The sequence below is a fragment of the Actinokineospora sp. NPDC004072 genome (assembly GCF_053604195.1).
Map to the genome: position 1 here is coordinate 194,379 of NZ_JBSGHB010000003.1, position 8,354 is coordinate 202,732.

The 8,354-nt window shown below is 73.3% G+C and carries 9 protein-coding genes; 5 read left to right on the forward strand and 4 right to left on the reverse strand.

Annotation, left to right across the window (positions count from 1 at the left end; all coding sequences use genetic code 11):
- Nucleotides 1–3 precede the first annotated feature (3 nt).
- Nucleotides 4–939, forward strand: a complete 936-nt coding sequence (locus ACWEPX_RS05695) for an alpha/beta fold hydrolase (protein WP_451896170.1) — start codon at nucleotides 4–6, stop codon at nucleotides 937–939.
- On the opposite strand, the gene ACWEPX_RS05700 is transcribed toward ACWEPX_RS05695, so the two are convergent.
- Genes ACWEPX_RS05700 through nth form a run of 4 tightly spaced genes read right to left on the reverse strand, consistent with a single transcriptional unit; the run spans nucleotide 936 to nucleotide 4,118 of the window.
- Nucleotides 936–2,123, reverse strand: coding sequence for a MarP family serine protease (locus ACWEPX_RS05700; RefSeq protein WP_451895917.1), 1,188 nt, complete (start codon nucleotides 2,121–2,123; stop codon nucleotides 936–938). The two genes, ACWEPX_RS05695 and ACWEPX_RS05700, sit on opposite strands and share 4 nt — an antisense overlap.
- On the reverse strand, nucleotides 2,120–2,815 hold the full coding sequence (locus ACWEPX_RS05705) for an NUDIX hydrolase (protein ID WP_451895918.1): 696 nt from the start codon (nucleotides 2,813–2,815) through the stop codon (nucleotides 2,120–2,122). Before ACWEPX_RS05705 ends, ACWEPX_RS05700 begins: the two co-directional genes overlap by 4 nt.
- A complete protein-coding gene (locus ACWEPX_RS05710) occupies nucleotides 2,812–3,393 on the reverse strand; it encodes a TlpA family protein disulfide reductase (protein WP_451895919.1) in 582 nt (193 codons plus the stop codon). Before ACWEPX_RS05710 ends, ACWEPX_RS05705 begins: the two co-directional genes overlap by 4 nt.
- Before the next feature lie 8 nt (nucleotides 3,394–3,401).
- Nucleotides 3,402–4,118: an endonuclease III gene (gene nth, locus ACWEPX_RS05715; RefSeq protein ID WP_451895920.1), complete on the reverse strand. Its 717-nt coding sequence runs from the start codon at nucleotides 4,116–4,118 to the stop codon at nucleotides 3,402–3,404.
- A 188-nt stretch (nucleotides 4,119–4,306) separates the two neighbouring features.
- Here nth and ACWEPX_RS05720 point away from each other — a divergent pair, with 188 nt between their 5' ends.
- From ACWEPX_RS05720 to dnaN, 4 genes are all read left to right on the forward strand, one after another.
- A complete protein-coding gene (locus ACWEPX_RS05720) occupies nucleotides 4,307–4,558 on the forward strand; it encodes a hypothetical protein (RefSeq protein WP_451895921.1) in 252 nt (83 codons plus the stop codon).
- A gap of 152 nt (nucleotides 4,559–4,710) precedes the next feature.
- Nucleotides 4,711–5,385, forward strand: coding sequence for a Crp/Fnr family transcriptional regulator (locus ACWEPX_RS05725; protein ID WP_189208797.1), 675 nt, complete (start codon nucleotides 4,711–4,713; stop codon nucleotides 5,383–5,385).
- 376 nt (nucleotides 5,386–5,761) lie between these two features.
- On the forward strand, nucleotides 5,762–6,994 hold the full coding sequence (locus ACWEPX_RS05730) for an MFS transporter (RefSeq protein ID WP_451895922.1): 1,233 nt from the start codon (nucleotides 5,762–5,764) through the stop codon (nucleotides 6,992–6,994).
- Between the two features lie 82 nt (nucleotides 6,995–7,076).
- Nucleotides 7,077–8,171, forward strand: coding sequence for a DNA polymerase III subunit beta (dnaN, locus tag ACWEPX_RS05735; RefSeq protein ID WP_451895923.1), 1,095 nt, complete (start codon nucleotides 7,077–7,079; stop codon nucleotides 8,169–8,171).
- The last annotated feature ends 183 nt before the right edge of the window (nucleotides 8,172–8,354 follow it).

An 8,354-nucleotide genomic window follows, 5' to 3' on the forward strand; every position in this document is an offset into this window, starting at 1 on the left:
CAGCTGAGCCGCGCCCCGGACCCGGCCGCGGTCCGCATCGACGGCCCGTGGACGCACCGCGACGTCTACGCCAACGGGATCCGGCTGCACACCGCCGAGGCGGGTGACGGCCCGCTGGTCGTGCTGCTGCACGGGTTCGCAGGCTTCTGGTGGACCTGGCGCCACCAGCTCACCGCCCTGGGCGACGCGGGCTTCCGCGCCGTCGCCGTCGACCTGCGCGGCTACGGCGACTCCGACAAGCCCCCGCGCGGCTACGACGCCTGGACCCTCTCCGGCGACGTCGCCGGGCTGATCAAGGCGCTGGGCGCGCCGCGGGCGCACCTGGTCGGCCACGGCTGGGGCGGGCTGCTGGCCTGGTCGGCGGCGGCGCTGCACCCCCGGCTGGTCGACTCGGTGACCGCGGTGGCCGCCCCGCACCCGATCGCCCTGCGCGACGAGGCCCGGCGCACCGCGCTGCGGCGGCGCTCGCGCAACCAGGCCCGCGCGCTGAGCCCGATGCTGCGCTCCCAGCTGCCCTTCGCCCCCGAGCGCTGGCTCGTGCGCGAGGACACCATCCTCCGCCTGTTCGGCTCCTGGTCTGGGCCGCGCTGGCGGGACTCCCCCGACTTCACCGATGCGGTCGCCCGCTACCGGGAGGCCATGCTGATCCCGGGCGTGGCCCACTGCGCGCTGGAGTACTACCGCTGGGCGGTGCGCTCGCAGTTCCGCAGCGAGGGCAGGCGCTACGCCGAGGCCATGCGCCGCCGCATCCGGACCCCCGTCCTGCAGCTCTACGGCGCCGACGACCCGTGCGTGCTGCCGTACACCCGCACCGCCTCCGACCCGTGGTTGAAGGGGCCCGCCGAGCACCACGAGCTGCCCGGGGTCGGGAACATCCCGCCGGAGGAGGACCCGTCGGCGACCAGCACCGCGATCACGGCCTTCCTCAAGGCCCACTAGCCCGCGCAGCGCCCCGTCGACACCGGTTCGGTCAGCCGCGGCGCGGCGTCGACCTCGTCGCGCACCTCGGCGCCGGTCAGCGCGAACCCGGTCTCCGAGTCGTCCACCGCCGCGCCGAAGATCACGCCCACGACGGCGCCCGCGGTGTCGACCAGCGGGCCGCCGGAGTTCCCGCTGAGCACCTTGGCGCGCAGGGTGTAGACGTCGCGCTCGACCGCGGCGGGCGAGTCGTAGATGTCCGGCCCGCGCAGCGGGATGCGGTCGCGGACGCGGGCGGACGCCGCGGTGTAGGGGCCGTCCATCGGGTAGCCGAGGACGATGCCGTCCTGACCGCTCTCGACCTCGTAGTCGGCGAACTCCAGCGGGTCGGCCGCGAGGCTGGGCACCCGCAGGATGGCCACGTCGGTGCGCGGGTCGTAGAGCACGACCTCGGCGCGCAGGGTCCGCTGGCCGGACTCCACGCTGACCTCTTCCGCGCCAGCGACGACGTGCGCGTTGGTCATCACCCGCTGCGGGGCGACGACGAACCCGCTGCCCTCCAGCGCCCGCTCGCAGGCCGTCGCCCGCGCGTTGATCTTCAGCACGCTCGGCCGCACCCGCTGCACGACCGCGCTGGCCTGCAGCGCCGGGTCCGGCGGGGCCACCTCGCGGTTGGGCGTGCGGTTGAACGGGTCCACCGCGGCCGGGAAGCCGGAGACGTCCAGCAGCTCGCGCAGCTCGTCCGGCAGCCCCCGAGCGGCCTGCGGCATCACGTCGTTGACGCCACCCAGCACCACCGAGTTGTTAATCGCCGACGCCAGCCCGGGCAGCCCGCCCACGGTGGTCAGCGGCAGCGCGATCAGCCACGACACCAGGAACACGACCGCGCCCTGCACGACCGCGCCGAGCACGCTGTCGACTCCGGCCAGCTTGGGCGAGGAGATGCGCTGGCGCAGCGTGCGCCCAGCCCACACGCCCAGCGTCTCCCCCAGCGCGACCAGCAGGACGAAGATCGCCACCGCGAAGGCCACCCGGGTCGGCGTCGCGGAGATGCCCGCCACCACCAGCGGCGCGACCTTGACCCCGACGACCGCGCCGAGCAGCACGCCGAGGAAGGCGGGCAGCGCGGTCACCACGCCCTGCCGGGCGCCGGACACCGCGGCCAGCACGGCCAGCGCCAGCACCAGAACGTCGACCCAGTTCACGCGCTGACCTCCGGACCCGGTGTGCGCACCGAGCGCCACGCTACGTCAAGATCGCGGACGTCGCGCGCGTCCCAGTCGCGGTGCCAGCCGCCCGCGGCCAGCACCATCGTCAGCAGGCCCGCGGTGAACCCCCAGACCAGCATGCCCGGGGCGGCGAACGCCGGGCCGACGTAGCCGGAGGGGTGGCGGACCCGGAACCGGTTGGCCGGGTCGGCCAGGTGCCCGATCGGCACCCGGGCCACGGCCTGGGTCTCCCGCGGCGAGACCGCCCACACCCGGCTGGGCTTCTCCCAGTGCGCGAGCACCGGGGTCACGTCGAACCCCGAGACCGGGATGTGCAGCGCGGGCAGCAGGGCGACCGGGCGCACCCCCGCCGGGTCCACGCCGGTCTCCTCGACGGCCTCGCGCAGGGCGGTCGCCACCGGGCCGTCGTCGTCAGGCTCGGCCTTGCCGCCGGGGAAGCTGACCTGGTTGGCGTGCGCGTCGCCGCCCGCGGCCCGCAGCTGGAGCAGCACGTCCGGCCCGTGCCGCTCGTCCTCGCCGAGCAGGATCAGCACCGCGGCCTCGCGGGTGCCGCCGCCGACCGCGCCGAAGCGGGTGAACAGGTCGACATCGATCTCCCCGGAGGCGACCACGAGCGGCCGCAGCCAGCCGGGCACGGTGTCGGGGTCGACCAGCGGGCCGTGGCTCATCCGAGCCCCTTGGCCACCGCCGCGCGGATGTCCTCGACCGAGCGGAACACCCGCGGGTCGGCGATGAGCGTGGTCGTGCCGTCGGCCTTGACCAGGTAGGACGCGGGCAGGCCGGTGGGCAGGCGCAGCGCCCGCGAGACGCTCTCGTCGCCGTCGTGCAGGGTCGGGAGGGTGACGCCGATGCCGTCGAGGAAGGTCAGGGCGTCGCCCTGCGGGCTCTGCACGACCAGGGTGACGACCTCAACTGCATCGGGCCCAGCGGCGTAGTCGGCCAGCAGCGGCAACTCCTCCCGGCACGGCAAGCACCAGGTCGCCCACACGTTGAGCAGCAGGTCGCGGCCGCCGAGCGCGGCGGCGGCGTCGACCGGTTCGCCGGTGCCCAGGCAGGTGGCGACCACGCCGCGCAGGTGCTGCGGGCCGGGAGCGCCGGTGGCGCAGCGGTCGAGGGCCGCCGCGGCGCGGGCGGCGGCGACGTCCGGCCCCGGCGGCGGGGTGCGCGGGGCGGGCCCCTCCCCCCGCGGCCAGAGCGCGATGGCCGCGGCGACCACCAGGACGACCGCGACCACGAGCCAGCGCACCCGGGGTATCACCCGGCCGACCGCCCCGGCCGGTAGCCCTGGCGCACCCGCTCGGCCAGCTCCAGCAGGTGCTCGGCCTCCTCGCCCTTGACCAGCTTGGCCGCGGGCTCGAACTCGGTCGGGCCGGTGCCGTAGGACGGGCAGTCCTTGGCCAGGAAGCAGGCCCCGCACGCGGGCTTCTTCGCGTGGCAGACGCGCCTGCCGTGGAAGATCACGTAGTGCGACAGCATCGTCCAGTCCTTGCGCGGGACCAGGGCGCCGATCGCGTGCTCGACCTTCACCGGGTCTTCCAGGTCGGTCCACTCCCAGCGGCGCACGAGCCTGCCGAAGTGTGTGTCGACGGTGATGCCGGGTACCCCGAAGGCGTTGCCGAGGATCACGTTGGCGGTCTTGCGACCGATCCCCGGCAGCGTGACCAGGTCGTCGAGGGTGGCGGGCAGCTCGCCGCCGAAGCGCTCGACCAGCTCGGCGCCCAGGCCCATCAGCGACGCGGCCTTGTTGCGGTAGAAGCCGGTGGAGCGGATCAGCTCCTCCAGCTCGGCGCGGTCGGCGGCGGCGTAGTCGGCCGCGGTCTTGTACTTGGCGAACAGCGCGGGGGTGGTCATGTTGACGCGCACATCGGTCGACTGCGCCGACAGGATCGTCGCGACGGCCAGCTCCAGCGGGGTGGTGAAGTCCAGCTCGCAGTGCGCGTCCGGGTACCCCTCGGCCAGGGCCCTGGTCATCCGGCGGACGCGCCGGGTGAGCGCGAGACTGGGTTCGGCATCCAGGGGCGGGCGTCGGGTGGTGGCTGGCACGTCGCTAGCCTACGGGCCGACGCACAACCCGAGATTGCCCCGGACGTCCTAGCAGAGCGAGACCATCGAGAAGTCGGGACCGGGCGGGTCCGGCTGGGAGCGAGGATCTACGACACATGGCTGTCTGGTTCGTGTTCGCGGTGCCGCTGGTGATCATGTTCTTCGCCCTGTTCATGGAGCGGGTGGAGACCCGCATCCGGCACGCGGCGGTGCAGGAGACCGACGTCGAGGAGTTCCTGGAGCAGGCGCGCCCCGACGAGGTGCGCGCGCTGTACGGCCACGGCATCGGCCGGGCGCTGGAGCTGTTCCGGCTGCGCAGGCTCGGCGGGCGCGCGACGAAGCTGCGCGGTCGCAGGGGGCGTGACTAGGCGTTATTGTTCTCCGGCTGGGCTTGGTTGAAGGTTCCACAAGGGATCTTGACGGCGCGCCGTGCAGGCGTTATCGGGCCAGGCCCTACACTGAATGTGGTGATCGGCCGCACAGCCGCTCTGTGCGCGCCGGGTGGAAACGGAGGACCGAGGTGGATGAGACCCTCGCCCGCGCGGGCATTTTCCAAGGGGTCGAGCCGGCCGCGGCGGAAGCGCTTGCGCAGACGCTGGAGTCGGTGGAGTTCCCGCGGGGGCACGTGATCTTCGCCGAGGGCGAGCCGGGCGACCGGCTCTACATCATCCAGTCGGGCAAGGTGAAGCTCGGCCGCAAGTCCCCCGACGGCCGGGAGAACCTGCTGGGGATCTTCGGCCCGTCGGACATGTTCGGCGAGCTGTCGATCTTCGACCCGGGGCCGCGCACGTCCACCGCCACCACCGTCACCGAGGTGCGCGCGGTCACGATGGACCGGCCCGCGCTGCGCCAGTGGATCAACAACCGGCCGGAGATCGCCGAGCAGCTGCTGCGGGTCATCGCCCGCAGGCTGCGCCGGACCAACGGCATGCTGGCCGACCTCATCTTCACCGACGTCCCCGGCCGGGTGGCCAAGGCGCTGCTGCAGCTCGCCCAGCGCTTCGGCAGCCAGGAGGCCGGGCTGCTGCGCGTCACCCACGACCTCACCCAGGAGGAGATCGCCCAGTACGTGGGCGCCTCCCGCGAGACGGTCAACAAGGCCCTCGCCGACTTCGCCCACCGCGGCTGGCTCCGCCTGGAGGGCAAGAGCGTGCTGATCCTGGACCCGGAGCGGCTGGCCCGCCGGGCCCGCTAGCCCGCAGAGCAGAACGAAAGGCCGGGCGCCGCCCCCGACGCGGCGCACCGGCCTTTCGCCTGCGTGAACCATCCCCCGACGATCCACGCTCCCCGCCCTCCGGCCGCAGGCCCCGACCCGTTCGCCGGAGGGAGTCTGTTCAGTTGGGCTAATCGCACTGGGCCACCCGGACGTGACAGGGAAACCTTCGCACGCCACCCCACCCGGTTAACAAGTGCATTCACCCTCAAGGACTCGCTTCCCCAGGTCTCGTTGCGCCAGTTCACCTGCTTTGCCGCATACCGTTACCCGACCGATACATACCCACGACCCGGGTGGTTGAAACCACGCACAAATAACTGGTACGGCCGTACCAGTCCTCGGCATACTGGTAGTCATGTCCCACTCCGCCGGTCTGGCCGACTACCGCGCCGCCCTCACCACCCCGGGCGCGCGCGGACCGGTCCTGGCCTCCCTCGTGGGCAGGCTGCCGATCGCGATGGTGGGCCTGTCCCTGCTGCTGTACGTGCAGAACGCCACCGACTCGTTCGCCACCGCGGGCATGGTCTCCGCGGGCACGCTGGTCGGCGTCGCCATCGGGTCGGTCGCCCAGGGGCGGTTGATGGACCGCGTCGGTCCGTCGCGCCCGCTGCTCAGCGTCGTCGGGCTGTTCGCCCTGTTCGTGTCGCTGGGCATCCTCGCCATCGAGTCCGGCGCGCCGACCTGGCTGCTGGTCGCCCTCGGCTTCTGCATCGGCTCGACCGAGCCCATGATCGGCTCGGCCTCCCGCGCGATGTGGACGCGGCTGGTCCCGCCGGGGCCGGTGCGCACCGCGGCCTACTCCTACGAGGCCATCAGCATGGAGGTCTTCTTCATCGTCGGCCCGGCGCTGTCGGGCGTGCTGGTGGCCGCCCCGTGGGCGGGGACCGGTGTGGTCATCGGAGCCGGGTTCATGATCATCGGTGGCGTCACGTTCGCGCTCATGCCGACGATCCGGTCGTACCGGCCCGCGAAGTCGGCCGGGGGCGGCAGCCTGCTCGGGCCGCTGGCCTCGCCGGGGATGAAGACCGTCGCGCTCGCCGCGGCCGGGTTCGGCGTCACCATCGGGTTCGTCGAGGTCGCGGTGCCCGCCGCCGCCACCCAGGCGGGCAACCCGCCGATGGGCGGCGTGCTGCTGGGCGTGTGGTCGGTCAGCTCGGTGGTGTTCGGCGTGTACTACGGCACGCGGCCCTGGCCCCGCCCGCTGCACCTGCGGATGCCGGTGCTGCTGGCCGGGTTCGCGCTGCTGCTCACCCTGCTGGCGATCCCGACCTCGCTGATCGGCCTGGCCATCGCGCTGCTGGTCGTCGGCACGCTGGTGACGCCGCAGGCCACCGCCCACTCGGCGGCGCTGGAGCAGGTGGCCCCGCCCGGGACCATCACCGAGGCGTTCGGCTGGGTGATCACCGCGGTGACCCTGGGCCTGGCGCTCGGGCAGTCGGTGAGCGGCCAGCTCGTGGAGCACGTCGGCGTGTGGTCGGCGTATCTGGCGGCCGCAGGCGCCGGTCTGCTGATCGCGCTGGTGGTGTACCTGCGCCGGGGCACCGTCCTGGCGGGCGTCCCCAGCACCCCGCGTCCGGCGCTTGTCTAGGGTCGATCCACAGATTGTGGACAACTCCCGGACCTGTGGATAACTTCGTCCCGCTGTCGGCGGCCGGGGCTAGCTTCGTGGCATGGACCTCACCGCCACCACGACCGCCCTGGCCGCCGCCGCGGCCGACATCGTCCGGCTCATCCCGACCCGGCTGACCGACCCGCTGCTCAGCGGCCTGCTGCTGACCGCAGGCCCGGACGGCCTCGTCCTGGCCGCCAGCGACCGCGAGCGCACGGCCAGGGTGACGTGCGACGCGCTGGTGCACACCGACGGCACCGTCCTCGTCCCCGCCAAACCCCTGGCCGAGACCCTCCGCGCGCTCGACGTCGACCGCGTCCGCCTGGTCGTGGAGGGCTCCCGCCTGGCGATCCGCGCCGACGGCGCCCGCTTCGCCCTGCCGCTGCTCGACGTCGACCTGCACCCCGGCGTCCCCGCTCCCCCGGCGCCGTGCGGGACGGTCGCGGGCTCGGCGTTGTCCACAGGTCTGTCCACAGTGGCGGCGACGGCCTCCCGCGACGACGCCCTCCCGGTCTTCGCTGGCGTCCGCCTCCGCGCCGAGGACGGCGCCTTGGTCCTGCGCGCCACCGACCGCTACCGCATGGCCATCGCCACCGTCCCGGCCACCACCCTGTCCCCCGACGTCGACGCCCTGGTCCCCGCTGGCCTGCTGGCGGAGGTCAGCAAGCAGGTCACCGGCGAAGTCACCCTGGGAATCGACACCAACCGCTTCGCCCTGTCGTGGGCCAACACCACCGTCACGACCGCGGTCCTGGACGGCGCCTTCCTCTCCGAGTCCAACCTCGTCCTGAACACAGTGGACACCGAGGTCGAAGTGGACGCCGACGCCCTGCTCTCCGCCGCCCGCCGGGTCTCCCTCTACTCCGATCCCCGCGGCGTCCTCAACCTCGAAGTCGCCGACCACGAACTCCGCCTCCGCGGCACCAACCCCCAAACCGGTGAAGCCGAAGAGTCCATCAAAGCCACCACCACCGGCTCCCGAACCAGCCCCGCCGTCCAATCCCGCTACCTCATCGACGCCCTGCGCCCCTACACCGGCCTCCGCATCCACCTGGCTATCCAGCCAGGCATGCGCGCCACCGTCATCACCGCAGTAGACCCTCAGGAAGTCCCCATCAAGTACCTGATGATGCCCCTCCTTCCACCGCGCCAATAAACCTCTACGCCCCGCATCACCGGCCGGCACTCACCAGCCAGCAACCCAACTCCCGCCACCCACCCCCACCGCCTGCCGCAACCCCCGCAACCCCCGCAACCCCCGCAACCCCCGCAACCCCCGCAACCCCCGCAACCCCCGCAACCCCCGCAACCCCCGCAACCCCCGCAACCCCCGCAACGT

Excerpts from the sequence above, each read along its gene's own strand:
- ACWEPX_RS05705 (WP_451895918.1), bottom strand. The coding sequence starts at position 2,815 with ATGAGCCACGGCCCGCTGGTCGACCCCGACACCGTGCCCGGCTGGCTG.
- nth (WP_451895920.1), bottom strand. The coding sequence starts at position 4,118 with ATGACCAGGGCCCTGGCCGAGGGGTACCCGGACGCGCACTGCGAGCTG.
- ACWEPX_RS05720 (WP_451895921.1), top strand. The coding sequence starts at position 4,307 with ATGGCTGTCTGGTTCGTGTTCGCGGTGCCGCTGGTGATCATGTTCTTC.
- ACWEPX_RS05730 (WP_451895922.1), top strand. The coding sequence starts at position 5,762 with ATGTCCCACTCCGCCGGTCTGGCCGACTACCGCGCCGCCCTCACCACC.
- dnaN (WP_451895923.1), top strand. The coding sequence starts at position 7,077 with ATGGACCTCACCGCCACCACGACCGCCCTGGCCGCCGCCGCGGCCGAC.